Origin of the sequence: Winogradskyella haliclonae (genome assembly GCF_014635865.1) — a bacterium.
In the GTDB taxonomy this organism is placed as follows: domain Bacteria; phylum Bacteroidota; class Bacteroidia; order Flavobacteriales; family Flavobacteriaceae; genus Winogradskyella; species Winogradskyella haliclonae.
Window position 1 is genome coordinate 845,135 of the sequence record NZ_BMDQ01000001.1, and the last position, 25,267, is coordinate 870,401.

The 25,267-nt window shown below is 32.6% G+C and carries 22 protein-coding genes; 11 read left to right on the top strand and 11 right to left on the bottom strand.

Annotated features, from left to right (window positions below; all coding sequences use genetic code 11):
- Positions 1-765: a HEAT repeat domain-containing protein gene (locus IEV10_RS03835; protein ID WP_188373368.1), complete on the top strand. Its 765-nt coding sequence runs from the start codon at positions 1-3 to the stop codon at positions 763-765.
- Here IEV10_RS03835 and IEV10_RS03840 read toward each other — a convergent pair.
- Positions 746-2,866: a serine hydrolase domain-containing protein gene (locus IEV10_RS03840; protein ID WP_188373369.1), complete on the bottom strand. Its 2,121-nt coding sequence runs from the start codon at positions 2,864-2,866 to the stop codon at positions 746-748. The genes IEV10_RS03835 and IEV10_RS03840 overlap by 20 nt on opposite strands.
- A 71-nt stretch (positions 2,867-2,937) precedes the next feature.
- Positions 2,938-4,119 carry a helix-turn-helix domain-containing protein gene (locus tag IEV10_RS03845; protein WP_188373370.1) on the bottom strand — a complete coding sequence of 394 codons (1,182 nt, stop codon included), beginning with the start codon at positions 4,117-4,119 and terminating at the stop codon, positions 2,938-2,940.
- Between the two features lie 65 nt (positions 4,120-4,184).
- On the opposite strand from IEV10_RS03845, the gene IEV10_RS03850 reads away from it, so the two are divergent.
- The gene (locus tag IEV10_RS03850; protein WP_188373371.1) at positions 4,185-4,544 is read left to right on the top strand and encodes a YraN family protein; all 360 of its coding nucleotides are present in this window, start codon (positions 4,185-4,187) and stop codon (positions 4,542-4,544) included.
- Between the two features lie 43 nt (positions 4,545-4,587).
- On the opposite strand, the gene nadD is transcribed toward IEV10_RS03850, so the two are convergent.
- From nadD to IEV10_RS03865, 3 genes are read right to left on the bottom strand one after another with little or no spacing between them, the layout of a single operon-like run.
- Positions 4,588-5,166: a nicotinate (nicotinamide) nucleotide adenylyltransferase gene (gene nadD, locus IEV10_RS03855; RefSeq protein WP_188373372.1), complete on the bottom strand. Its 579-nt coding sequence runs from the start codon at positions 5,164-5,166 to the stop codon at positions 4,588-4,590.
- Between the two features lie 3 nt (positions 5,167-5,169).
- The gene (gene gmk / locus IEV10_RS03860) at positions 5,170-5,742 is read right to left on the bottom strand and encodes a guanylate kinase (RefSeq protein ID WP_188373373.1); all 573 of its coding nucleotides are present in this window, start codon (positions 5,740-5,742) and stop codon (positions 5,170-5,172) included.
- A gap of 2 nt (positions 5,743-5,744) precedes the next feature.
- The gene (locus tag IEV10_RS03865) at positions 5,745-6,605 is read right to left on the bottom strand and encodes a YicC/YloC family endoribonuclease (RefSeq protein WP_188373374.1); all 861 of its coding nucleotides are present in this window, start codon (positions 6,603-6,605) and stop codon (positions 5,745-5,747) included.
- Between the two features lie 86 nt (positions 6,606-6,691).
- On the opposite strand from IEV10_RS03865, the gene IEV10_RS03870 reads away from it, so the two are divergent.
- Positions 6,692-7,171, top strand: a complete 480-nt coding sequence (locus tag IEV10_RS03870) for an acyl-CoA thioesterase (protein ID WP_188373375.1) — start codon at positions 6,692-6,694, stop codon at positions 7,169-7,171.
- A 26-nt stretch (positions 7,172-7,197) separates the two neighbouring features.
- Positions 7,198-7,773, top strand: coding sequence for a hypothetical protein (locus IEV10_RS03875; protein ID WP_188373376.1), 576 nt, complete (start codon positions 7,198-7,200; stop codon positions 7,771-7,773).
- Between the two features lie 2 nt (positions 7,774-7,775).
- Here the strand turns inward: IEV10_RS03875 and IEV10_RS03880 are convergent, their stop codons facing one another.
- From IEV10_RS03880 to IEV10_RS03890, 3 genes are read right to left on the bottom strand one after another with little or no spacing between them, the layout of a single operon-like run.
- On the bottom strand, positions 7,776-8,909 hold the full coding sequence (locus IEV10_RS03880) for a hypothetical protein (protein WP_188373377.1): 1,134 nt from the start codon (positions 8,907-8,909) through the stop codon (positions 7,776-7,778).
- The gene (locus tag IEV10_RS03885; protein ID WP_188373378.1) at positions 8,906-9,802 is read right to left on the bottom strand and encodes a DMT family transporter; all 897 of its coding nucleotides are present in this window, start codon (positions 9,800-9,802) and stop codon (positions 8,906-8,908) included. Before IEV10_RS03885 ends, IEV10_RS03880 begins: the two co-directional genes overlap by 4 nt.
- Positions 9,795-10,148, bottom strand: coding sequence for an arsenate reductase family protein (locus IEV10_RS03890; protein ID WP_188373379.1), 354 nt, complete (start codon positions 10,146-10,148; stop codon positions 9,795-9,797). Before IEV10_RS03890 ends, IEV10_RS03885 begins: the two co-directional genes overlap by 8 nt.
- An 83-nt stretch (positions 10,149-10,231) precedes the next feature.
- On the opposite strand from IEV10_RS03890, the gene IEV10_RS03895 reads away from it, so the two are divergent.
- Positions 10,232-10,687, top strand: a complete 456-nt coding sequence (locus tag IEV10_RS03895; RefSeq protein WP_188373380.1) for a DinB family protein — start codon at positions 10,232-10,234, stop codon at positions 10,685-10,687.
- 4 nt (positions 10,688-10,691) lie between these two features.
- A complete protein-coding gene (locus tag IEV10_RS03900) occupies positions 10,692-11,942 on the top strand; it encodes a cation:proton antiporter (protein ID WP_188373381.1) in 1,251 nt (416 codons plus the stop codon).
- Here the strand turns inward: IEV10_RS03900 and IEV10_RS03905 are convergent.
- Positions 11,935-12,645 (bottom strand): RsiV family protein, encoded by a 711-nt coding sequence (locus IEV10_RS03905; RefSeq protein ID WP_188373382.1) that lies wholly within the window; start codon positions 12,643-12,645, stop codon positions 11,935-11,937. The genes IEV10_RS03900 and IEV10_RS03905 overlap by 8 nt on opposite strands.
- A gap of 100 nt (positions 12,646-12,745) precedes the next feature.
- Between IEV10_RS03905 and IEV10_RS03910 the strand changes: the two genes are divergently transcribed.
- Entirely contained in the window at positions 12,746-13,885 is a 1,140-nt protein-coding gene (locus IEV10_RS03910) for a cystathionine gamma-synthase (protein ID WP_188373383.1), read from the top strand.
- A gap of 67 nt (positions 13,886-13,952) precedes the next feature.
- Here the strand turns inward: IEV10_RS03910 and IEV10_RS03915 are convergent, their stop codons facing one another.
- Positions 13,953-14,774, bottom strand: coding sequence for a THC0290_0291 family protein (locus tag IEV10_RS03915; protein WP_188373384.1), 822 nt, complete (start codon positions 14,772-14,774; stop codon positions 13,953-13,955).
- Between the two features lie 222 nt (positions 14,775-14,996).
- Here IEV10_RS03915 and gdhA point away from each other — a divergent pair, with 222 nt between their 5' ends.
- The 4 genes from gdhA (at position 14,997) to IEV10_RS03935 (ending at position 22,014) form a co-directional block, all read left to right on the top strand.
- Entirely contained in the window at positions 14,997-16,340 is a 1,344-nt protein-coding gene (gdhA, locus tag IEV10_RS03920; protein ID WP_188373385.1) for an NADP-specific glutamate dehydrogenase, read from the top strand.
- A 114-nt stretch (positions 16,341-16,454) separates the two neighbouring features.
- Entirely contained in the window at positions 16,455-18,839 is a 2,385-nt protein-coding gene (gene porZ / locus IEV10_RS03925) for a type IX secretion system anionic LPS delivery protein PorZ (RefSeq protein ID WP_188373386.1), read from the top strand.
- Positions 18,840-18,850: 11 nt separating this feature from the next.
- The gene (gene recO / locus IEV10_RS03930) at positions 18,851-19,573 is read left to right on the top strand and encodes a DNA repair protein RecO (protein WP_188373387.1); all 723 of its coding nucleotides are present in this window, start codon (positions 18,851-18,853) and stop codon (positions 19,571-19,573) included.
- Between the two features lie 59 nt (positions 19,574-19,632).
- On the top strand, positions 19,633-22,014 hold the full coding sequence (locus IEV10_RS03935) for a TonB-dependent receptor plug domain-containing protein (protein ID WP_188373388.1): 2,382 nt from the start codon (positions 19,633-19,635) through the stop codon (positions 22,012-22,014).
- Positions 22,015-22,063: 49 nt separating this feature from the next.
- On the opposite strand, the gene IEV10_RS03940 is transcribed toward IEV10_RS03935, so the two are convergent.
- Positions 22,064-25,216 (bottom strand): RemA C-terminal-like gliding motility protein, encoded by a 3,153-nt coding sequence (locus IEV10_RS03940; protein ID WP_188373389.1) that lies wholly within the window; start codon positions 25,214-25,216, stop codon positions 22,064-22,066.
- Between the last annotated feature and the right edge of the window lie 51 nt (positions 25,217-25,267).

Below are 25,267 nucleotides of genomic sequence, written 5' to 3' on the forward strand. Positions count from 1 at the left end.
ATGAGATTTTACGATTTATCCAAAGAGGAGAGAAGTTTACTTGTAGAAGGCATCAATCGAGAGATTGAAAATGATTTAAAACACAATAATTCCTTATCAATTCTTAAATACTTTTCTGATGATGATACTTATATTCGTAAAACAGGGTATTTAGCTATCGGAAAAATTTTCTACGCACAACCCAAATTACAATCAAGTATTTTTCACCTATTAAATGAATTAGTAAAGCATGAAGACGAATTAATTCGTCAAACCATTATTAATGCTGCAGGTGAGATTGGGAAATTTCATTTTGATAAGATTGAGCATATAATGGATATAGGTTTATTTGATGCGCACCACAGAGTGCGTAATGCAGTTATTGGATCTATTAAGAAAATGGGAGAGCGAAATCCTGAACCTGTTTTGGCTTGGGCTAAAATGTATCTAAAACATCCTGACAAAGAAATACGACGAGAGATTTGTCATGGTATTGAATTGAGAGGGCGAACACACCCACAAGATATTCTACCGTTATTAAAAACTTTAGAGTTTGATGAAACCAAACGTGTATCAGACACCTTAATCCATGTATTAGGGCAAATAGCTTACAAGAAAGGCTGTTTAAAAACAGTTGTTGCACATCTCAATACATGGAAAAACAAAGGCCTTGTTGAAAAGGCCTTGGATGAAATTGTAGATGTACACAATCGTTACAAAAAGTTTGCGGTATTAACCCAACAAGAAGCTATTGATTATATAGATGCTAATTATAAGTCTCATTAATCTCTTCTAAAATTTCGTTTGATAATTCTTTTCCGTTTTTATCAATATATACATACCATACATTGGTAGTACATGTTCTATTAAACACATCTGTATTAGAAGAGCATTTTTGAATAGTGCCCTTTACTATGTAACCAGAATCAGTCTTCTCGGCAGAGTATCCATACTCATTATAAAAATCGCCATAGGAGTTTTGCCATATTTTATTACCTTTTTTATCAGTCTTCACAACAAACATGTCATAGTTGCCTTTGCCATAAGAACTTGTAGAGCCAATGATTAAATAGCCATCATCTGTTGCTAAAATAGAACTTGCCTTGTCATAACTTTTACCACCAAATTGTTGTGACCATATCTCGTTCCCATTGGCATAATTTTTTGTGAGTAAAATTTGTGAGGATTGGCCATCTCTTGAGCCTATTGTTGTGACATTAATAGACCCGTTTTCAGTTTTAATTTTTGGTTGAAATTTTAAATTCGTTTTTTTGATGAATTTATTATTTAGAACGCGATTGGTCGTGAGAAGAATGTTAGTAACTCTGTCGAATTGGTCGCGCTCAATTTTGAGAATATAATCAAAGACTAAAAGCTCATTAGGGTTTAATATTTCTACCTCATGTTTCTTTTTCCAACCATCAAGTGCAATAATGAGTTTATTATTTTTTAATGTAAGTGTAAAACTAACATCCAATTCTGTACTGTAATATTGCCCAACATAGCTTTCTAAATCCGCAAGTGTCACTTCTTGCTTAGGTATTTTGTTATAAACACTTGCTTTTCCAGATGGATAGAATAAGATTAATTCGTTTTTATAAAAGCCTATTTTAGTTTTAGAGTTGTACGATATGCTGTATAGGTTTTGTGCTTCTTTTTTAAGCTCTATTGGGTTGTTATTGCCGTTTCTCCAAGTTAATTTGTTGTTTTTTCTTTCTATTCTAATCAAATAGTTTCCTGGTGAAAGGTATTGACCTAAAATTTTGGTTGTTGCAATAGTATTAGAGACTTCTTTCAAACGTTTGTCGTAAGCAATAACTGCTTCTTTTTTTGGTAGCAGTAATTTTGCTATTTCATCTGCAATAGCACCACTCCATAAATTACTGTTATTACTCATTACAAAGACCGTTAGTTTTTCTTCAGGAAAGCGAATGGTTTGCGAATGGTAAGATCCTGTCCCACCAGAATGATGGACAGAGTTATAGTTTAGTCTTTCTCCTAGCTCAAGTCCAAAACCATAGGTCTTTATTTCACTATTAGGTATTGGGCTTTGACTCTCGATTAGTAATCGGTTATTATTAAACTTTGCATTTTGTATAGCCTGTTCAAAAATAAGTTGGTCTTTAAGTGAGGTAAACAAAAAACCATCGCCATATAAATTTGTTATCATAGGATATTGTTGCCAAACACCATCACCCCAATCAGAATATGGTAAGGCTTGGTTTGGAATAACGGCCATATAGTTTTTGAGAAACATGGTATTCTTCATCCCAAGATTGTTAAAGAATTTTTCTGAATAATCATGAAACTTTTCACCTGAAGCTACTTCAATAATTTTAGTTAGCAAGGTATATCCAGAATTACTGTACATGTATCTTGAGCCAGGCTCAAAGGCCAAATCTTCTTGTTTTTCTAATAGTTCAATGGCATTATCATTGTCTAGACCTTCACGTCTCCACCAAGGCTCTTGTTGTATACTCATTAAATCGTAAAAGTCTCTAACACCACTTGTATGGTTAACTAAGTGTCTTATTTTAATTTTCTCTTTTATCTTTGGATAGAGATTAGGTAAGTATTTTCTAATATCATCTTCTAAACTTAGCTTTTGCTCAAGAGATAAATTTAATATCATTAAGGCGGTAAACTGCTTTGCTGTAGATGCAATATTAGAGCGTGAACTGGCATCAATTTTTGTATTGTGTTGTAGGCTAGCTAAACCTTTATAGTTTTCGTAAATGATTTCCCCGTCTTTTACAACACCTACAAATAACCCAGGATCATTGTCTGATAGTTTAGAGTTAACAATAGAATCAATTTGCTTTATCTGTTGTTGAGCAACTAGTACAATTGAAATTAGTAAAGCGAATAGTGTAAGTAATTTTTTCATGACGTTATTTTGATTTGATACAAATGTCATGGTAAATAGTACGCTAAACGCTTCAAATCTTGATTTGAGACCTATTCTTTTGTTAATTTTTCTAAATAATCTTTTGGAGAAAGAGAGGTACTCTTTTTAAAAGCTCTATTAAATGTAGCTTTACTATTAAAACCACAATCTAAAGCAATCCCCAAAAGAGTAGTCGTATTTTGCTCACCATTTTCAAATTTTTCTTTTACAGATTCAATTCTATGATGATTTACAAAATCATTAAAATTCATATTAAAACCAGAATTTACAACAGAAGATATGGTCTTTGTAGTTGTATTTAATTCTTTAGCGACATCAGAAAGTGTTAAACGCGGATTTTCGAATAAGTGATTTTCTGTCATTAATTTAGAAAGCTTTTCTTTCCATATTGTATGGTCTTTTTCACTACCGTTTGTTGTAGTTTCATCTTTAAAAACTGAAACGTCATCTTCAAAGACATTAACCACTTTAAATTTTTCAACGGATAATGTCGTCTGTTTTATAATGTTACTGTAGCCAGTAACAGCGATATAATAAAACACAAATGAAAATGCAATATAGTGCCAAAACTGACTTCCAAACTCGCCCCATTCGGGATTAGTAATAAAAAATAACACTCGTAATATGAGAATACCCAAAAAGGCAATCATGAAGTTTCTAATCCATTTAAACAAAATAGAATCCGCATAACTCACTTTGTCAAAAAGCAATTTTTTATAATTTGAATAGTAGCGCAAACTCAAACCAAGATAGAATGCCATAGACACTAATCCTGTTGCTTGATACCAATTTGACATATCCTTGTCTCGATAGTCTGCATAGAAATAATACTCATCTAAAATCAATTTATCGGTAACAAAAACAATTAAGCTATATATGGCATATAATATGGCCGGTATAAAATGAATATAGTCTTTTTTAGCGAGTTTAAAACCTGAATTTAATTGACTTTTGGTGTAAAAATAGACAACAGGTCCAATTAATAATACCTGCATAAATGGTATAAAAAATAGAATGTCTGCCGTAATTTTTTTAGAATACCAATTAGCATAACCTAACATATAAGGTGTGATATACATGGCATACAAAAACAGTAATAAACTCAACCATTTACTTGCTTTATTATTGTGAACGATTCCTTTTCGTAAGGATAAAAACGAAAACACAATACCATGAAAAAAGAATATTAATAGTAATGAACTTTTTTGTCCAAAGCTAAAAGGGAAATCCATAGATGATTTAATAAATTGAATTGATTGACACAATAAATGTAATACTATTTTTCTATTTTAGGGATATGGCGCAACATAATGAACTTGGCAAAAAAGGCGAACAATTAGCAGTAGATTTTCTTATTGAAAACAATTACGATATTGTTGCACAGAATTACCGTTTTGAAAAAGCTGAGGTAGATATTATCGCTCAAAAAGATGATATATTAGCTGTCGTTGAAGTTAAAACGCGCTCAACAACAGATTTTGGAAACCCTCAAGATTTTGTAAAACCTAAACAAATAAAGAATCTAGTCAAAGCAGTTGATGAATATGTCTCCGTTAATGATTTAGACGTTGAGGTGCGTTTTGATATTATAGCTATTGTAAAAGAAAAAGGAGCATTTAAGATTGAACATTTAGAAAATGCGTTTTACCATTTTTAAAAACGTTTGTGTCATTCTAAACGCCGTGAAGAAGCTCATCTAGCTATTTATAAAAATTCATCTCATCCACATACTCCCAAACATGTTCGGGTAGAAGAGGTCTTATGTTTTTACCAGCTTTAATAGATTTACGTATAAATGTTGAAGAAATTTCCATTATAGGTGCATCTACATGGTGAATTTTTGGATGGCCATCAAACCGAGTTTCAATATTACCTTCAGAAATTCTAGGATATACATAAATGTCGTGATTGTCTAAAATAACCTCATAATTTTTCCACTTATGAAAACTCTTTAAATTGTCTTCTCCCATGATTAAAGCAAACTCATGTTCTGAAAATTTTTCAAGCAAATAAGTTAGTGTATCTATAGTGTAGTTTGGTTCAGGTAATGAGAATTCAATATCACTAGGTCTTAATTTATTGTAGTCTTTTGTAGCTCTATAAACCATCTCTAAACGTTGATGATTGTCTAGTAGACTACTTTTCTTTTTAAAAGGACTTAAAGGCGTAACCACAAACCAAACTTGATCCAAGGCACTATGCTCAGCTAAATGATTGGCAATGGTTAAGTGCCCAACATGAATAGGGTTAAATGTACCAAAATAAAGACCGATTTTCATGTACTACTTGTTTACAAATTCTGAAACTAAGTTATAAGCATTTTCTAATGCCGAATCTAAATCTGAATTTACTACAATTTCATCAAACAAAGGTGCAGTGGCTAGCTCAGCTGGTGCTTTAGAAACACGCATGCTTATTTTTTCTTCGCTTTCCTCACCACGCTCCTTTAGTCGTTTTACCAGTTCGTTTAAGTCAGGAGGTTTTACAAAAATGGCAATGGTTTGTTCTGGAAATTTCCGCTTTATACGTAAGCCACCAGATACGTCAATATCAAAAATTACATGTTTCCCTTTTGCCCAAATACGCTCAACCTCTTCTTTTAGAGTCCCGTAAAAATTATCGCGATAAACTTCTTCCCACTCTAAAAATTCGTCAGCTTTAATTTTGTTCTTAAATTCTTTAAGCGATAAGTAATAATAGTCTTTGCCGTTAATTTCTTTACCACGTTTTTCTCGAGATGTAGCAGAAATTGAAAACTCTAAGTTAAGCTCTTCTTGCTTAAGCAAATGACGTACAATAGTTGTTTTTCCCGAGCCTGATGGTGCCGAAAATACAATGAGTTTACCTTCTTTCATGTTTAGAGAGCATTTAGCATTTGTTCTTTAATTTTTTCGAGCTCATCTTTCATCTGTACGACCAATTTTTGCATTGGTGCATAGTTAGATTTTGAACCAATTGTGTTTATTTCTCTTCCTATTTCTTGCGATATAAACCCAAGTTTTTTACCGTTTGAATCTGCAGAATTTAAAGAGGATATAAAGTAATCCAAGTGATTATCTAGCCGTACTTTTTCTTCAGTAATATCAAATTTTTCGATGTAGTAAACGAGTTCTTGTTCAAAACGGTTTTCATCAACTTTTTCTTTAATATCTGCAATGCCTTTTTCAAGTCTTGAGCGAACACCATCGATACGCTCAGGGTCCATTTTTATAACTTGGTTTAGCAAATCTCGCAATGATGCAATACGAGTTTCAAAATCTTGCTTTAAAATGGCACCTTCGTCTTCACGATAAGACTTAATATGATTAAGAGCATTATTAATTTCTGACTGAATTGAAGACCACTCATCTTCATCAATTTCATCTCTCTCAGTAATAACAGCATCTGGTAATCTTACCGCCATTTTAAGCATTTCTGTTGTGTCACCGCCATCAACCACATCTCTCAGCTGCTTTATATATTCTTTAACTACGGTTTTATTAATTTTTGAACTGGTATCTTCTCCTGTAACTTCGACATACAACGAAAAATCCACTTTTCCTCTTACCAAATGTTTCGCAATGAGCTTACGTATATCTAACTCTTTTGCGCGATACATAGATGGCATGCGTACATTGAGGTCTAGATTTTTACTGTTAAGCGATTTTAATTCTATTGTTATTTTTTTGGTAGGAAGCTGAAGCACAGATTTTCCATAACCAGTCATGGATTGTATCATATAATACAGAACTTTAAAGTTGGCCAAAGGTACAAAATAGAACGGTTTTATTTTATCTTTACGGCTTCATTATAATGAACGTAAATATGTACAAAAAACAATTTGAAATACGTTGGAGTGATGTTGATGCTAATGGCCATTTAGCAAACTCTGCGTATACCAATTTTATGAGTCATGCACGGATGTCTTTCTTTGCAGAGCAAGGATTTTCTATGCCAGAAATACATAAACACGGTATTGGACCAGTAGTGTTTTATGAGCACATGTACTATTTTAAAGAATCGTTTATTGGCATGCCGATAACCGTAACAATAGAAGTTTCTGGCTTGAGTGAAGATGGTATGTTTTTTATGTTTGAACATAATTTTTATAATCATAAAGGCCGAAACCTTGCCTATTGCGAAATGCAAGGTGGTTGGATAGACTTGAAAGCTAGAAAGCTATGTGGGTTACCTGAAAGTTTACTTGAATTAGCAGACAAATTTCCTAAATCTGAAGGGTTTAAAGTATTGACTAAAGAAGATACCCGGAAGCATGGTGTTAAACCTAAGAACATGAGTATTTAATCATTCTGTTTTTGTAATTTCAAATTGTGAAAAATGTAATTAAAATAGCCTCATCTGAAATTGATTACTATTTCATAGAACGAGAGAAAAATTATGTAAATCATTTTTTTGGAATTAAATCTTTAACTCCTATAATAATTGAGTTCATTTTAGCTATTAGTTTTATATATCCATTGTTTACGGGTGACAACTATATAAAGAGTATAGTTTTTATTGATGAGACAAAACAAGTCTTTTATAAGAAGTACTACTTTTTTATTATTATCGGTATTGTTTTTTTGTTACATAGTATTTATGGTTTTTATAAGAATAGAAGAGAAAGAAGTATTGTAAAAAAATTATTTCGTGATAAATTAGATGAACTGAAAGAGGTTAATTCCGAAATTGAATTTAAGTTAAATGATGAAGAACTCGAACTTTCAAGTAAAATAAAAAACTGGAGTAGAAATTGGAAATCTTTTGATTACTACAAAACTGATACCCAATATCTCAAAATATACTCAATAAATTACCATAAAAGCTATCCAGAAATAATTATACCGCTAAAATATGTCGAGGAGGACCAAATAGTTTGGCTGGAGAAACGTTTAGCTAAAAAATAATTTTATTTAAAAGGCTTATGCTGTTTAAATGTTTTAATCGTTACATTTTTTACAAAGGGCTTTATTAGTGTATTTGGAATTGCTCTTTTATGTTTAAAATAACAGGTTAAAGTTTCTGGTTCTGCACCGAGTGTACTTTTTATTTCTGATGCTGTACGCCCTAAATTAATGCGCTTAGCTTTTGTTTCTAAGCCAAGCCTTACATAATCATTGAGTATTCGGGGATAGATGCCAAATGCCTTGTTGTTGCTATAATCTATACCAATAAAATGAGCATCTAGATGGTCTTCATTTTTCATAGCAGATAAAAATCCAACGAGCTTATCTTCTAAAAAATAGCCTATTACTGTAAACTCGTCATTAAAGCTTTCTTTTAAAAAAGTATAGGTATTTAAGTTTAAGATTTGTGCATTAAAATCGGCATTGTCAATCGTGTTCTGGTAGAGCTCTTGCAACTGCGATTTATAGGTTTCTATATCTTGTGCATTAAACTTTTTAGAAACTAAAACAGCACTTTTAGAATCTGCTTTGTTTGCTTTTACACGGTATTTGGATTTTAATGCAGCTTTGTAATCTTCAAAAGTTTGCCATTCTGGTTTTAAAGTAATAATCATGTTTGGCTCTACTTGCATAGGTGTATAACCAAACTTGCTGAGGTGTTTTGTAATATAAAGCGATTCGTTTTTAAAGTCTTTTACAAAAAGACCATTAAGCTTTTTTAACGATTTTGAAAGCCGCTTAATACCTTCGGCAAGTGTTTCAAACGCTTCAATTTTTTCTTCGCCCTCTTTTAAAAATGTGCCATACTCTCCACTTAAAAAAACATTACCACAAAACAAAATTCGTATATGGTTGTCACAAAACAAACGATTAATATTTCGTTTTATCCATGCATTCATTTTTATATTCTGAGTAATAGTTTCAACACCAATTGTAACTAATTGTGTATTGGCAAAAGTTATGGCTTCACCATTTCTCGTTACAAAAACATAGTTAAAAACTATATCTGTATTTGCTAGCTCAAAAGCTTTTAAAAATTTAGGAGAATAATAAATATTTGTGCAGCAGTTAAGCGTGTCCCAATAGGCTTGAGGAATGTTATCTACAGTATTAAATATTTCGGTTTTTAAACTCAAGATTTAACCTTTTTTGGTTTTATGGTAACTAAATATACTCCTAAAAATATTAGAACCATAGCTGAGATTTTTACAGTATCTACTACATCAGCACCCATAATAATGGCAAATAAACCAGCAATTACAGGTTGTAAATAGATAAATACCCCTACTGTGGTAGCCTTAAGTTTACGTAATGCTAAAGGGTTTAGAAGATAAGTGGCAAAGGTAGCACCAACAACAACAAATAGTAAAGCTATCCATGCGTATGGTGTAAAGGTGGTCCATTCCATTTGAGTAATATCCTTAAACCCAAAAGGAAGCACTAGTATAAAACCAAACAAGAATAACCATTTTATAAACGTAAACGGATGGTATTTTTCTGTTAGTTTTTTAATTAAAATAATATAGATGCTGTAAGAAATGGCATTGATAAAAATTAGAGTATTACCCAAAACAATATCATCGCCAGCTCGAGCAGATTTGCCATAAATAGTTAATACGATTGCACCACTAAAGGCAAGAACAACACCTATGACTTTTAAAAGTGTAATTTTTTCTTTTAAAACAAAAGAGGATAATATTAAGATAATTACAGGAGTGATTGTTACTATTGCTGCTGCATGTATAGGCGTAGTTAACTCAAGACCTTTTAGGAATAATATCATGTTAATCATTACCCCAAATATTGCAGCAAAAAAGAACTTGATGTAATCTTTCTTATCAATCTTTTCTTTTGGGATTAGAGGGCTAATTAACCAAAATAGTAATGTAGCACCTCCAACTCGTAATATTACTAGGCCAAGAGGTTTTACAAAATTTTCGTTAATAATCACTTTTGCAAACGTATAGTTAAGACCATACAAAAGCTGTACAAGAAATAATGCAACTATAGCAAAAGCTCTACTATTCATTTATAGCGAGTTTAGCAGATTCTACAGTTTTTTTAGAGTTGCCAATAAAGATTTGATTTTTATATAAAATCACAGGACGTTTTAAAAATGTATAATGCTCTAAAATATAACTTTTATAACCCTCTTCTGAAAGCGACTTTTCTTTTAATCCTAATTCTTTGTATAGACGTGCACGTTTACTAAATAAAGCTTCATAGCTATCTGTCAGAGCTCTCATTTCTTCTATTTGAGCTTTGGTTATATTTTCTGTTTTGATGTCTTGAAGTATAAAATCTGAAGGCAAGTTTAACTCATTTATAATACGCTTACAGGTGTCACAAGTACTGAGGTAATATATTTTTTTCATCTTTAAAGAATCACTTAATTTGCAATTGCAAAGAAACTCCATTTCAAAGTAAAATACTGTACTTTTAATAAAAATATATGACAATGCATTACGATATTGATATTACCAGAAAAAATAGAATTCTGCTAGAAGGGTTTTTAGATAGATTTACTTTAGAACAGTTAAATAAAGTGCCAACAGGATTCAAAAATAATATCATTTGGAATATCGCGCATTGTATAGTAACGCAACAATTATTGGTTTATAAATTGTCTGGATTAGAAAGTGTATTGTCTGACGAAATGATTTCTCTATATAGAAAAGGTACAAAAACAGAGCATTACGTAAGCCAAGCGGAAGTAGATGAGATAAGAAATTTATTATATACCCCGATTAACCAAACTGAAGAAGATTATAATAAAGGTGTTTTTAAAGACTTTAAAGGCTATACTGTTTCAACAGGAAGTATATTGACAAATGTGGACGAAGCTTTGGCGTTTAATAATTTTCATGAAGGTATTCACTACGGCTATATTTTAGCATTAATAAAAGCACTTTAAGATTATGGATTACTTTGGCATTGCATCAATATTAGTAGTTATATCTGCGCTTTTTGGATATATAAATGTTAAGTTTTTAAAGTTGCCGATTACTATTGGTTTAATGCTTATTACGATTATATTCACTCTGGGGGCTGTCATTATTGGACAATTTGATGACACTATTTTGCAAACCGAACGCGAATTTATTTCAAATATAAATTTTGGAACTTTACTCTTAGACGTTATGTTAAGTTTTTTGCTTTTTGCAGGAGCATTGCATACTAATTTTGACCAACTTAAAATACAGCGCTGGCCTATTTTAGCTTTTGCAACTATTGGTGTTTTAGGGTCCACACTTCTAGTAGGTGCTATAATGTATCCACTTTTAACAGCAATGGGTTTTAATGTAACTTTTATTCATTGTCTACTTTTTGGAGCATTAATTTCTCCAACAGATCCAATAGCAGTTTTAGGAATTTTAAAAAAAGTAGGTGCGCCAAAAAAATTAGAAACAAAAATAGTTGGAGAATCTCTATTTAATGATGGCGTTGGTGTTGTTATATTTTTAACCATTTATGCCATTGCAAAGAAACCAGATGCTGTTATTGAAGTTTCTGAAATTGCTACACTTTTTATTCAAGAAGTTGGTGGAGGAATATTACTTGGAGGATTATTAGGTTGGATTGCTTATCGATTAATGAAGTCCATTGATAATTATGAAGTAGAGGTTATTATTACACTTGCAGCTGTTATGGGCGGAACACTTTTAGCTCATAAATTACATCTATCTGCACCTTTAGCTATGGTTACTGCAGGTTTAATTGTTGGGAATGATACCATTAGAGAGACATCAATGTCTGAGGTTACAGAAGCTTATGTAGACAAGTTTTGGGAATTAATAGATGTGTTGCTAAACACAATTTTATTTGTAATGATTGGTATGGAAATGCTAGTACTAACACTAGATACAAGTTATCTCTATGCTGGTTTAATAGCCATACCTGTTATTTTAGCCTGTAGGTATATATCGCTTTTTGCACCGGTAAAAATCTTTGCAAAACGTTTAGATTTCGTGCCAAAAACAACTTTGATTATGACTTGGGGAGGGTTACGCGGAGGTATATCTATTGCGTTGGCTCTTAGTTTAACTGCAGACATGAACAAAGATTTATTTCTAGTCATGACTTATATCGTTGTTATTGTTTCTATCGTAGGCCAAGGATTAACGGTCGGCCCTATTATAAAAGGAATTACAAAAAGATACTCTAGTTAGATTTTAGAAATTGTTTTACATGTTCAATAGGAATTACAAACTCTGTATATCCCTGATTATAGGATGCAATCTCATACACATTATATAATAAAATGATACCTTCTTCATTAAAACCAATATTTTCAGGAAGTTGAAAAGGCTTCCCAAAGAAAAATTCTGAAATATCAGAACCTTCATTTTTCATATGGTCTAAAAAGTAGGTTTCAGCAAGTTTTTTAAAACCTTCTAAGTCACTAAATAATTCTTCATTTGTATATCGGTTTCCGGTTTCTGGATTAAAATTCAAAAAGTGAATACTATCATTACCGTGAGCACCACCAGTATCAGAATAGGTACTTAACCCCATTGTTATTATACTTTCAGTTTTATATAAAACCTCCGTTTCTATTGCTAAGGTCCATCTTTGTTCACTTTCAGGGAATTTACTTTTAAAATCAGTATAGTCTGTATCAAAAGCCTTTAAGGCATCTTCAATAGTTTTATGAGTTTCAGAATTAGGTATAGATTTCAATATTTCTGAAGTGATTGAAGTATTTATTTTTTTGGCAATATCAGAAGTTGCTTTAGCTTTATCAAAAGCAACTTCAATATCTGCTTTATAGGAGTTATCGATTACAGAAGTTTCAAATTCGAGTGGCTTTACCTCTTCGTTACATGCAAAAAAGAAAATTGAAGAGATTAGGAGTAGAACTATTTTTTTCAAACCAAAAAGGACTTTTATTTAATATTTAATAAAGGTATACTATACATTTGAATACAACGAATTAAGGGTTAAATTTGTTATGCTTTGAAAGTTATTTTTTATGAAATTCAATACAAAAACGATACATGGTGGCCAACAACACGATCCTGCTTATGGTTCCGTAATGCCACCAATTTACCAAACTTCTACATATGCACAATCTACACCAGGTGGTCATAAAGGTTATGAGTATTCTCGAACGCACAACCCAACTCGCAGTGCTTTAGAAAATGCATTAGCTAGCATAGAAAACGGAAGTTATGGCTTGGCTTTTGGTTCTGGATTGGCAGCAATTGATGCCGTTTTAAAATTACTCGAACCTGGAGATGAAGTGGTTTCAACTAATGATTTATATGGCGGAAGCTATCGTTTGTTTACGAGTATTTATAAGAATTTTGGAATTAAGTTTCATTTTATTGGTATGGAAAATGCCGAACAAATTGAAGACTATATCAATGAAAACACAAAACTCATTTGGGTAGAAACACCAACAAACCCACTGATGAATATCATTGATATTAAGACGACTGCTAAAATTGCAAAACGAAGGAATGTATTGCTAGCAGTAGATAACACATTTGCAACACCTTATCTTCAACAACCCTTAGATTTAGGTGCAGACATTGTAATGCATTCTGCAACAAAATATATTGGAGGTCATAGCGATTTGGTTATGGGAGGATTAGTCGTTAAAGATCAAGACTTGGCTAAACGTTTGTACTTTATACAAAATGCTAGTGGTGCAGTTTGTGGACCTCAGGATAGTTTTTTGGCTTTAAGAGGAATAAAAACACTGCATGTTCGTATGCAACGTCATTGCGAAAATGGTAAAGCTGTCGCAGAATATTTAGCAAATCACCCCAAGATTGAAAAAGTATATTGGCCAGGTTTTGAAAGTCATCCAAACCATAATATTGCAAAATCACAAATGAAAGATTTTGGTGGTATGGTCTCTTTTGTCACTAAAGGAAATAATTATAATGAAGCGATTAAAATTGTTGAAAATTTGAAGATTTTCACACTAGCGGAATCTTTAGGTGGTGTCGAGTCTTTAGCAGGTCATCCAGCTAGTATGACCCATGCAAGTATACCAAAAGCAGAACGAGAAAAAACGGGTGTCGTAGACGCACTAATAAGATTAAGTGTTGGTATTGAGGATGAAGCAGATTTAATTACAGATTTAAAACAAGCCATAGGTTAATTATTTACCTATATAAGCAAAAAAGACCGAATGGAAATTCGGTCTTTTTTGCTTATGTTTTTAATTTTTAGTCCAAATAATAGATATAGCCAAAGTTTAACCAAATCAATACGTCATTAAACTTATTAGATGGTAATTTATGATTTAAACCGTCAATCCAATCACTAAAGTAGTATTGAAACCTTAAATCTATCATTAAATCTGAAAGTATGGTCAATTTGTATCGTGTTCCAATACTAGAAACTACTGACCAAGCATTTATTGGGTCTACGTTTATTGGATATTCACCACCACTGGCAGCAATCCAAGGGCCATATATGTTATCAGGATTAAAGATATTATTATCAGAAGGGCCTCCATCACGCCCAAAGGTTGTAAACTGTTTAGGTGATGACATGGTATAATGAGCACCTAAACTAATAAAGGGAGCCCAACCACCAGTATGAGACGAAAAAGCTCTAATACTTAGCGGAAAGTATTCAAGTTGCATACCAATATCAAAATTATTGGCTTCGCCAGAATGTGCTCTTAATCTCTGTCCATCTATACCAAACTGACTTCCATCAACCCAACGACCAAAGTGGTCTAATTTAGTTTTATTATAAGAAATCTCACTTCTTAGTTTAAAATGATCGTTAAAATATGTATCAGATGTATAGCAATTACAATCTGCTCTATAAGAAAAGTTTATATAATGGATTAGTCCAATACCATAACCAGTATTTCCAATGTTATTTTCTTCATTAAAGCGTTGTCCAAAATCTGAACGAAACTGCACTGGTCCAGTAATGACACCCACTTCGTGAGAAAAACCAAGTTGTGCTTGCGAAACTTGTGTTGTTAAAATTACAACGCAAATAATGAGTAACTGCCTCAGGTTAATAATCATAGGTTTAGCTCTTTTTTGGGCTTAATCATGGACAAATATAAAAAATATCGACGAAATACAAAATAAAACGGACGAAATGCATATTTATTGTGTACATAGATTAAACGAAGCTAAAAATTAAATATTAAAAAGATATTGATAATATTAAAAAAATAAATCAATTTTTTTACAGATAATGTATCTTTGTGACTTAAAATTAAGAATACACTAATAATATATCAAATGAAAGATAAAATTGAAGCGTTTTTAGACGAAGTAAAGAAGCGTAATGGCCATGAGCCAGAATTCTTACAAGCAGTAGAAGAAGTTGCTGAAACAGTGATTCCTTATATAGTTAAAAATGATATTTATCATGGAAAGAATATTTTACTTCGCATGGTTGAGCCAGAACGGCTTATTTCTTTTAGAGTTTGTTGGGTAGATGACACTGGAGAACTTCAAGTAAATAGAGGTTATAGAATACAAATGAACTCTGCTATTGGTCCATACAAAGGAGGTTTACGTTTTCATCCTTCAGTAAATGCAAGTATTTTAAAGTTCTTAGCTTTTGAGCAAGTTTTCAAAAATGCCTTAACAACATTACCAATGGGTGGCGGTAAAGGTGGTTCTGACTTTAATCCTAAAGGTAAGAGTGATAATGAAATTATGCGTTTCTGCCATGCGTTTATGTCAGAGCTTTTTAGACACATAGGTCATAATACGGATGTACCAGCTGGAGATATTGGAGTAGGCGCGAGAGAGATTGGGTTTATGTTTGGAATGTATAAAAAATTAAAGAATTCTTTTACAGGTGTATTAACAGGTAAGGGACATTCTTGGGGAGGATCATTAATTCGTCCTGAAGCTACAGGTTATGGAAACGTTTACTTTGCGCAAAATATGCTAAAAACTAAAAACGATTCTTTTAATGGGAAAAAGGTTGTGATTTCTGGTTCAGGAAATGTAGCACAATATGCAGCAGAAAAAGCAATTGAATTAGGTGCAACTGTGTTAACCTTTTCTGATTCTGGAGGTTATATTTTAGATGAAGATGGTATAGACACGGATAAGTTAGCGTATGTTATGGACCTTAAAAATGTAAAACGAGGACGAATTAGCGAATACGTAGATAAGTATCCAAATGCAAAATATTTCAAAGGAGAGCGACCATGGTCAGTGGCTTGTGATATTGCATTGCCTTGTGCAACTCAGAACGAGTTAAATGGAGAAGAAGCTAAGCAACTTATAGATAATGGTTGTATTTGTGTATCTGAAGGCGCAAATATGCCATCAACACCAGAGGCAATTCATGAATTCCAAAAAGCTAAGATTTTGTTTGCACCAGGGAAAGCATCTAATGCTGGTGGTGTTGCAACTTCAGGTTTAGAGATGAGTCAAAATTCATTACGATTAAGTTGGACTAGAGAGGAAGTAGATGCTAGACTAAAAGATATTATGGAAGATATACATGATTCTTGTGTTAAATATGGTAAAAATGATGACGGTTCTATAGATTATATAACGGGAGCAAATATTGCAGGTTTTGTTAAAGTAGCCGATGCTATGTTAGCCCAAGGTGTGGTTTAATTTATAACTAGATACTTAAAAAAGCTCCTGCAAAACTTGTAGGAGCTTTTTTTATATATGATAACGCAAAAAATAACGTTAGTAATAAATATATTTGAACAAACTTAAATTGAAATGATAAAACGATACATTCTCGTTTTTTTTGTGATTTTCTTCACGATTTATAAATCAGGAGCGCAAGATTTTACTGCACTCTGGCAAGACTTTTTTTCTTACTACGACATTATTGATGTATCGCGTAGTGAGTTTAAAATTTTCGCAGCTTCAGAAAATGTAATTTTCAGCTATGATGTAAACTCTAATGAAATTGAGAAGATTACAACCATACAAGGACTTTCAGGAGAATTAATTTCTACAATACAATATAGCGAGGAAAATCAATTACTACTTATTGGATATAAAACAGGTCTTATGGAAATTTATTTCGAGTCTGACCAAAGCGTATTAACTGTAGTAGATATTCTTGAAAAGGAAAGTATCGATCCAAGTATAAAAACCATTAATGATTTTTATGAGTACGAAGGTTTGGCATATATATCTACAGATTTTGGCATTTCGGTTTATGATTTAGAACGTTTAGAGTTTGGTGATACTTATTTCATAGGAAATAATAACACACAGATACCTGTTGAGAAAACAACGGTTTTTAACGGCTTTATATATGCAGCTTGTAATGATGGAAATGGTCTTAGAAAAGGATTATTAACCAATCCAAATTTAATAGATGCCAATCAATGGCAAACAGTTACAGGTGGAAGCTATACATCGGTAGAAACCGTAGAAAACCGTTTATATGGTTTACGTACAGATAGAAATCTAATAGAGTTTATTAATGATGTATTAACACCTGTTTTTAATTTTGATGTATTACCACTAGATTCAGAATCTGTTGATGGCCAGTTGTTATATACAAATAGTAATTCTGTTTATGTATTTAATTCCTCAGCAAATCTAATTACTCAGGTAAATCAAACAACAGATTTTGAGACACAATATTCATCAGCAATTAGTTTTGGTACAGACATTTACATTGGCACAAGTACTTTTGGAGTGTTGCGAACAAACATTAGTGACACGAGTACTTTTGTTGAGATTAGACCAGATGGACCTTTAAGAAATAATGGCTTTAAAATTCAAGCTTTTAGACAAGGCTTATGGGTTACTTTTGGGGAGTATACAGATAGATTAAATCCATACCCACTTAATAGTAGAGGTGTTAGTATATTAAGGGAGGATGAATGGACAAATATACCATTTGATAGCCTTCTAGGAATGCGAGAGTTAAACAAAATTACAATTAACCCATCTAACCCTAATCAGGTATTTGTAAGCTCTTTTATAGATGGGATATTAGAGTTTAACAATTTTGAACCTACTAATTTTTTTGATGAAACAAATAGTCCGCTTCAATCACTTATTATCCCTTCTTTACCAGATTTAATTGATATCAGAACAGGAGCTTCTGCCTTTGATATTGATGGAAATCTTTGGAACATGACAAGTAGAGTGGATTTGGCATTAAAATCTTATAATCCTTCTAATAATCAATGGCGAACATTTAGTTTTGCATCATTTATTGTCGACCCAGTAAATGATGAATTAGGGTTTTACGATATAGTGATTGATGATAATACTGGGACAAAATGGATAGGGTCAGCTAGTAATGGGCTTATTGCATTTAATGAAAATGAAGACACTAGGATAAGACAAATAGAAGACGAAACCCAAGGGTTAACCTCATCTAGAATTAGAGCATTAGCACTAGATAAATCAAATCAACTTTGGATAGGTACAAGAAATGGGCTTAGAGTGCTTTTTAATACCTCAGGCTTTTATGAAGAAGAAAACCCTTTTGTTGAGCCAATAATTTTTTTAGAGGACGGTTTAGCTAGAGAATTACTTGAAAATCAAGAAATTACTGATATTGAAGTAGATGGGTCTAATAATAAGTGGATTGGTACAGTAGACTCTGGAGTATTTTACGTTAGTCCAAATGGACAGTCAACTATTTATCATTTTACTACAGCAAACTCACCATTACCAACAAATACTATTAATGATATTTCAATAGATGAGAGTAATGGTACTGTTTATTTGTCAACACCTAATGGCTTGCTTTCATTTAAGGCTGGAGGTACGTCTCCAGTAGAAGAATTAGATGATGCGTATGCATATCCAAATCCTGTTAGACCAGAGTACGATATTTTAGGAGCAAATGACTTAAACGATATTAATAAAGGTGTTAAGGTTGTTGGTTTAACGGAAAATGTAAATATTAAAATCACAGACATTGAAGGTAATCTTGTGGCAGAAGCGCAATCACGAGTTAATAGGCGTAACTCTAACCTCAGAACTAATTTTGCTATTGATGGGGGAACCGCAATATGGAACGGTAAGAACTTAGCAAATAATGTAGTAGCTTCAGGAGTATATCTTGTCATAATTAATGATTTAGATTCTTTTGAAAGTAAAATAATAAAGCTTCTTATTATAAGATAATTATAGTTCTTATGCTCATTAAATCCAATATTATTGTACTTAGTAAAATAAAGTATAAAGATTACGATTTAATTGTTCGTGCATATACTAAGCATAGAGGTGCATTAAGCTACCTTATAAAAGGAGGGCTCAAATCTTCAAAAACTAACCGAGCTAAAAGCGTTTATTTTCAACCTTTAATGCAGCTAGCAGTTGAAGAAAATTACAAACCTAACCAATCATTACATTACTTAAAAGACATAAAGTCTAATTACATATATAACACATTGTATAGTAACATCTATAAAAGTGCTATAGTGATGTTTTTATCGGAATTAATGACAATGGTCTTAAAAGAAGAAGAAAAAAACACAGATTTATTTCATTTTATAGAGACGGCGTTTCAATATTTAGATAGTGAAGATGATTATGCCAATTTCCATTTATTATTTCTTTTAAAATTAAGCCGATATTTAGGTTTTCAGCCAGATGAACCAAAGGAGAATACGTGCTTTTTTAATTTAAGAACAGGCTATTTTGAAACACAATCAAAGGGGCACTATTCAGTTTCGGGGAAGAATTTAACATTGTTAAAACAACTACTAGGCATAAATTTTGATGCTATTTCTACCATAAAAATTAATGCACTTGAAAGGCATAGTTTTTTAGATATGCTATTGTTATATTTTGAGTTACATTTGGAGGGTTTTAAAAAACCAAAATCATTAAAAATCTTAGGCGAGGTTTTTCGCTAACAAATCAAATTTTTAGGTTGAATTTTTTACGTGCAAAGATTATAGTAATTATCTTTTTAATGTTAGGCTTAATAGGCCATGCACAGACAGTTGTTGTAAAAGAAAAAGCTTCAAAAGAACCAATTCCAGGTGTGGTTCTTTACAATCTAAAAAAAAATAAATCAGTAATTACTGATATTGATGGTAAGGTAGTAATAGATGTGTTTTCAGAAAATGAAGTTATCTATTTTCAGAATTTTCTTTATACCAAAATGCAACTAACAAAAGGTGAAATTGCAAAGAGTGGATTTGAAGTTTTTATGACTCTAAGTGTTGAGGATTTAAATCAAGTAGTTATCTCAGCTTCAAAGTTTGAACAAAACAAGAGAGATATACCACAATCGATAGTTAGTGTTAGTGCAAGTGATATTGCATTAGCAAACCCTCAGACTAGCGCAGATGCGTTAGCAGCTACAGGAAATATATTTGTGCAGAAAAGCCAACTAGGTGGAGGTAGTCCTATTATCAGAGGTTTTTCAACCAACAGATTGCTTATTGCAGTTGATGGTGTTCGTATGAACAACGCTATATTTAGAGGTGGAAATTTGCAAAATGTTATTTCCATAGATCCATTTGCTATTCAAAATACAGAGGTAACTCTTGGTGCAGGTTCTGTAGTATATGGAAGTGATGCTATTGGAGGTGTTATGAGTTTTTATACCAAAAAGCCGCAATTATCTTATAAAGATGATGCATTTATAAAAGCTAATGCGGTTACAAGATATGCAACTGCAAATAATGAAAAAACAATACATGCGGATGTTAATCTTGGGTATAATAAATGGGGTTTTCTATCTAGTGTAAGTTTTACAGATTTTGAAGATTTAAGAATGGGTCGTCATGGCCCAGACGAATATTTAAGGACACAGTTTGTAGAGACTGTAAATGGAACAGATATTTTGGTTAATAATTCTGATCCATTAGTACAAAACTCTACAGGTTATAACCAGATTAATTTGATGCAAAAGGTACATTTTGAACCTGCTGATAATTTAAAATTCGATTTAGGCTTGCATTACTCAGGCACATCAGATTTTGCAAGATATGATAGACTTATTAGACCTAGCGATAATGGATTACGTTCTGCGGAATGGTATTATGGGCCACAAAAATGGTTTATGAGCAATCTTACAGTAACTAAGTTAAGTAGTAGTTCTACTTTTTATGATAAGATTCAGGCGACAGCAGCATATCAAAATTTTAAAGAAAGTAGAATTGATAGAAACTTCCAATCAGAAATCCGAAGAACACGTTCTGAGCAAGTTGATGCATTTTCATTTAATTTAGATTTAGAAAAGAGATTGGGTAAAACCTCAAGTTTATTTTACGGATTAGAGTACCTGTATAATATTGTTGGTTCCGATGGATTAGAAACAAATATAGGTACAGGGCAAAATACTGCATCTTTGTCAAGGTATCCAGATGGTGCTTCATGGCAATCTATTGCAGCTTACACAAGCTATAAGTATAAACCCAATAAGAAGTTTGTTTTCCAGTCGGGATTGCGATATAATCACATAATATCTAATGCAAATTTTGAATCTAATAATGCGTTTTTAAACCTTCCTTTTAATACATCTAAAATAAATTCGGGAGCTCTAACGGGAACTGCAGGTATTAGATGGATACCCAGTGACTTATTAGAGTGGAATTTAAACGCATCAACAGCATTTAGAGCACCTAATATAGATGATATAGGTAAAGTTTTTGATTCAGAACCAGGTTCAGTGGTTGTTCCTAACAATAACTTAAAACCAGAATATGCATACGGAGGCGAACTTGGTCTTAAGCTTAACTTTAATGATAAAGTAAGATTAGACTTTGCGACATATTATACGTTTTTGGATAATGCTTTAATACGTCGTGATTTTACACTAAATGGGCAAAGTGAAATTCTTTATGATGGGGAGTTAAGTACTGTGCAAGCCATTCAAAATGCGTCTCAAGAGTATATTTATGGTTTTGAAATAGGTGCTGAGGTTAATTTTTCTAAAAAATTACAGCTAAGGTCGCAATACAACATTATAGGTGGTACCGAAGAAGCTAATGGATTAGAAGTGCCAGTAAGGCATATTGCTCCAAGTTTTGGCCGTACACACTTAACATACAAACATAAGAAATGGATATTTGATGCTTTTGCGATATACAATAACGAGTTAAACTTTAATGAATTGGCACCATCAGAAATTAGTAAAGATTATCTCTATGCTAGAGACGAAAATGGAAATCCTTTTTCGCCTTCATGGTATACTTTAAACTTAAGAACCCAGTTCATAATCAATGATAATTTTGAATTAACTACAAGTTTAGAAAACATTACAGATCAACGTTATAGACCGTATTCTTCGGGTATTGCAGCAGCAGGAAGAAATCTTATAGTTTCTGTTAAGTATAGCCTATAAAAAAACTCCAAACAATGTCTGGAGTTTTTTAATGACTATATTATTTAGCCTATTTTTTTATCGATTTTTTAGTAATTGTTAGTCCATTGGCTAACTCAACTTTAGCAATAAATACCTGTGACTTTAGATTTGAAAGATTATAAGTTTCAGAAGAGGAATCTCCATCTAAATTATATACACGTCTACCTTGCAAGTCATAGATAGAAATATTATTTATTGAAAGTGATGCATTTTTCAATTCAAATTTAACATTTCCATCATTAAGCTCAGTGATAATTAAATCATTTTCATTAAGGATATCATCATCAATAGAGAGTGCTTGACTTTTAAACACTATTTCAAACCTCTCATTAAAAGTACCTCCATCAGAAGTAAATGTATAGCCAGAAGTCGTTAAATCATGAATAATATTTAAATCATTATCTTTTAAGTAAACAGGATTACTACTCAAGAAATCACCTTCACGACCAATAGCTTCTAATGTATAGGTTTCGTTTGTAGTGATGTAAGCTCCAAAGCCTAATTTAATAACTTCATCTTCGGTAAGACTAGATTTTGCTTTTCCTTGAATAACATAAAAGCCGTCACCATTATTGTCTAAAGAGTAAAGCACACCAGCGTTACCAGCATAATTTCTATTTGTATCTATAGCGTTGCCATCATATCCATCAGTGGCAATATCTGCATAAGCAACACAGATTTGACTATAAATCCCTATATCCGAACTTAGATTTAAATGTAATTTTTCTACTGAATTAGAAGTGCTAACAACACTTGAATTACTAGTCCTAAAAAACTCATCATTAGCATTATTACCACTTACGCGCATACTATTAGTAAACACGACGTTTCCAGAAGATGCAGAAGGTATAAAAAATGCTTGCCCAGAAGGTACTTGTCTAGATGGAGCAGCAGTAGTTCCGTTACCAGCTTCACCTAAAGTATTTACAGTGATATAGTCGTTTTGGTTGTAATTAAGAACTTCATTACCTGGATTTGCAGCATCGACTGGGTTTACTTGAGACCACATGTATAAGACCTCGTAAACCGTATTATTTCCTGGTGCAACAGTGCCGTTTTGAGCAAAAAATTCGTCAATATCTATTGCAGAAGGATATGGGTTTCCAATTAAATTCCAGTGTAAACCATTTGTTGGGTCATTAAAAACAGGATATGTAATATCTCCTGTATTGTATGCGCCTTCAAAAACATAACTGTATGAAAATCCAGCACCAAGAAAACCAATTTGGTTATGACTCCCTGAAAAACCTTGACCAGGAGTCATAGGGAAATCTCCTTGTTCTCTTGTCCAGGCATTTGCATCATCATCTAAGCCATCTCCATCTGCATCTAGAAAATTATTTGCATTAAACCAAAAAACTCTGCTACTATCAAATAGTGCACCATCCGTACTTTCGCCAACTACTGGAGAACTCCAAAAAGTAACATCATACCAATTGGTGAGAGGAGATGTGGTTTTGTTTACAACAGAAGTCGCATCTGTGCCTAATGTAAAAGACCCAGCTAAACTGCCATCACCACGTTGTACAAAACTTCCTTGTGTTTCTACAATAATTTCATTTGTTGCTGTATCGCCATCATCAGTGACCGTTATATTGTTTATAATCTCGATGTAATAACCATTGGTGACTCTTAAACTTCCTCCAGCGTTTATTGTTAAACTGCAGGCAGTAAAACTAGGGTTAGTTGCATTAACAGTATAATTTCCATCTAGTATTGCGGCTGTAGAAGAATCTGGAACGCCTGCACTCCATGTTGAACCATCCCAAGTTGTTGTATTAGGGCAAGAACAATCATTTACATGCATTCCAAAATCAGATGTGTCATTAACTGTAGCAACAGTCCACTGAGACGCATCGTAAGCAACTGTAGGGATTAATACATCTTGATTTCTTCTTATCACTGTATTTTGTGCAAAATTAGAGTCAACTCCAATTACACCAATAACATCTATGTTAACTCCTGCAACTGTTTGAAGTGCTATAGGGTCATTTCCATTAAAATTCATTACACCACCATTAATACAGAAATCTGCAGTACCAGCATTACATAAATCAGAATTATCACGACCTATTACAAAAGTAGAATAGGCATTTATAGTACCTGATAAGTTTGCTATATTATTTAATGGACCATCATCTACATATCGGCCTAACCTATAACCGCTAAGATCAATGGCACCATTAGTTGGATTGTATAATTCTATATATTTGTTATTTCCTGTCCCGGCACCTTGAGGTTCATGGTATTCACTTATGAATAACTCAGAGCAATCGGGGATTGGAGCAGTAACTTCTGCATCAGTATTTACATTTATTGTAGTAACACCGGTAGTAGCTATTGTAATGTTATCATTATAAGTGTTTTCTGTTAAGCCAGATATTAACTTGACGTAAATTGTAGTTGGGGCTACAGTTCCTGTAGTAGGAGTTAAATTAATACTATTTGTAAATCCCGCACCAGAAGTTGTTGATATTTCAAAGTTAGTAGGAGCAGTTATTACAATATCTGTTGTTAATGCATAACCTTGCACTGCAAAAACAGCTTCTGTTAATGAAACGTCTCCTTCAACATAACCTAATCCTGATACAGAAGTTGGGCTAACATTTACTGTAGGTGTAACAGGTGCTGTACCTTCTACCAATATATTATCTAATAATGGTCTTTCATTGTTTCCATTTACAGTCATAGTAACCCTAAGTTCTATAGTAGAACCAGACAGGCCAGTGTCGGATACTACAGTAAGTGGAAAATCATTAATGATTGTACCATTATTTGCAGCAACCGTCCAAGCACCTCCATCAATTCTGTATTCTGTTACATACGTATCAGCGTCTTCAAGAGTATCTGATGTATCATTTTCAGAAGCTTCTAAAGAGAATTGAACATTCGTAAAATTTGTAATATCTATAACTGGAGATAACCACGTAGCCTCGGTATCTAAGTCTCTTCCTTCTAACATTTCACTTCTAACTTGGAAGTAATCATTTGTAGCTGTTAATGATGCAGAACTAATATCCACACTCCATGTTACGCCTGAAGTATCCACAAAATTGCTAGGCCCAACGGCACCTTTGCCATCTTGACCAGTAAAATCTTCGCTATATATAGTTGTTTGCCCAAATCCTATCATAGAAAAGGAAAAAAGAGCAAATATGAGAATAGGTAGTTTTTTAAACATAACGATTTGGTTTTTTTGTCACACTAGACACAAAGTAAGGTAATTACAACC

Bases quoted from the DNA above. Each gene is read 5' to 3' on its own strand.
- IEV10_RS03850 (WP_188373371.1), top strand. From the start codon at position 4,185: ATGGCGCAACATAATGAACTTGGCAAAAAAGGCGAACAATTAGCAGTA.
- nadD (WP_188373372.1), bottom strand. From the start codon at position 5,166: ATGAAAATCGGTCTTTATTTTGGTACATTTAACCCTATTCATGTTGGG.
- gmk (WP_188373373.1), bottom strand. From the start codon at position 5,742: ATGAAAGAAGGTAAACTCATTGTATTTTCGGCACCATCAGGCTCGGGA.
- IEV10_RS03940 (WP_188373389.1), bottom strand. From the start codon at position 25,216: ATGTTTAAAAAACTACCTATTCTCATATTTGCTCTTTTTTCCTTTTCT.
- IEV10_RS03900 (WP_188373381.1), top strand. From the start codon at position 10,692: ATGGATTACTTTGGCATTGCATCAATATTAGTAGTTATATCTGCGCTT.
- IEV10_RS03835 (WP_188373368.1), top strand. From the start codon at position 1: ATGAGATTTTACGATTTATCCAAAGAGGAGAGAAGTTTACTTGTAGAA.
- IEV10_RS03915 (WP_188373384.1), bottom strand. From the start codon at position 14,774: ATGATTATTAACCTGAGGCAGTTACTCATTATTTGCGTTGTAATTTTA.
- IEV10_RS03840 (WP_188373369.1), bottom strand. From the start codon at position 2,866: ATGAAAAAATTACTTACACTATTCGCTTTACTAATTTCAATTGTACTA.
- gdhA (WP_188373385.1), top strand. From the start codon at position 14,997: ATGAAAGATAAAATTGAAGCGTTTTTAGACGAAGTAAAGAAGCGTAAT.
- IEV10_RS03935 (WP_188373388.1), top strand. From the start codon at position 19,633: ATGTTAGGCTTAATAGGCCATGCACAGACAGTTGTTGTAAAAGAAAAA.
- IEV10_RS03910 (WP_188373383.1), top strand. From the start codon at position 12,746: ATGAAATTCAATACAAAAACGATACATGGTGGCCAACAACACGATCCT.
- IEV10_RS03890 (WP_188373379.1), bottom strand. From the start codon at position 10,148: ATGAAAAAAATATATTACCTCAGTACTTGTGACACCTGTAAGCGTATT.
- IEV10_RS03845 (WP_188373370.1), bottom strand. From the start codon at position 4,119: ATGGATTTCCCTTTTAGCTTTGGACAAAAAAGTTCATTACTATTAATA.
- IEV10_RS03870 (WP_188373375.1), top strand. From the start codon at position 6,692: ATGTACAAAAAACAATTTGAAATACGTTGGAGTGATGTTGATGCTAAT.
- recO (WP_188373387.1), top strand. From the start codon at position 18,851: ATGCTCATTAAATCCAATATTATTGTACTTAGTAAAATAAAGTATAAA.
- IEV10_RS03865 (WP_188373374.1), bottom strand. From the start codon at position 6,605: ATGATACAATCCATGACTGGTTATGGAAAATCTGTGCTTCAGCTTCCT.
- IEV10_RS03895 (WP_188373380.1), top strand. From the start codon at position 10,232: ATGCATTACGATATTGATATTACCAGAAAAAATAGAATTCTGCTAGAA.
- IEV10_RS03885 (WP_188373378.1), bottom strand. From the start codon at position 9,802: ATGAATAGTAGAGCTTTTGCTATAGTTGCATTATTTCTTGTACAGCTT.
- porZ (WP_188373386.1), top strand. From the start codon at position 16,455: ATGATAAAACGATACATTCTCGTTTTTTTTGTGATTTTCTTCACGATT.